The following is a 753-nucleotide window of genomic DNA, read 5'->3' as shown; positions in this document are numbered from 1 at the left end:
AGGCTATGATTTTGTATTAGTCAATCCGATGCATGTGAAGAAAAGCAAAGAACTGTATGACAATTCCCTAACGAAAAACGATACGAAAGATGCCAAAGTGATTGCACAGCTGATTAAGGACGGACGCCTGGACGGCATTTATGCTGAGCTGAGAGAAGTCGCTAAATTAAGAGATCAACTCGTCAAACAGCTTATGATCACAAATGGTCGTATTCAGAATGCCATTCAGCGTTATTTTCCTGAGTTCTTTGATGTTTTCAAAGACTGGGAAGGCAAAGCGGCCCTTTGTACCTTAAAAATGTTTCCATTCCCTTCACAAATTTAAGGGGAGAAATGGAAGACACAGGTTCAAAGAGGCGTCGGCATCAAAAAGGCAACAAAACTTGTGGAAGCAGCCAGAAAGAGCATTGGCATCAAATTTGCCAAACGAGAAATAGACTGCCTGCTTGAGCAGTATGAGCTTTATAATCAGCAAATCAGTCAGCTGGAAAGCCTGGTAGAAGATCTCCCGGGGCCAGGCAAATGATGGCTATCCCTGGCTTGGGCAAGACCACAGTCGCTTTATTTTTCGCTGAGGTGGGGGATATCACGACCCCCAACAGCTTGTAAATTTAGCAGGGCTCTCCTTGAAAGAACATAGTTCAGGAAAATTTAAAGGGCATAACGTACCTTACAATCCGTCTAAGGACCATTGAGAGGAAAAAATCATCATCGAACGTACCTTATAAGCCGTCTAAGGATCGTTGGGAAGAA

General features: G+C 43.4%; 1 pseudogene. It reads left to right on the top strand.

The features are described from left to right. A pseudogene (locus BpJC4_RS15860) lies at window positions 1–659 on the top strand (IS110 family transposase); the annotation flags it as partial. Between the last annotated feature and the right edge of the window lie 94 nt (window positions 660–753).

This window comes from Weizmannia acidilactici, from assembly GCF_008974185.1.
Taxonomy (GTDB): Bacteria; Bacillota; Bacilli; order Bacillales; family Bacillaceae_C; genus Weizmannia; species Weizmannia acidilactici.
Note: the sequence above shows the minus strand (reverse complement) of the source record. Positions and strands in the feature narration are given on the sequence as shown.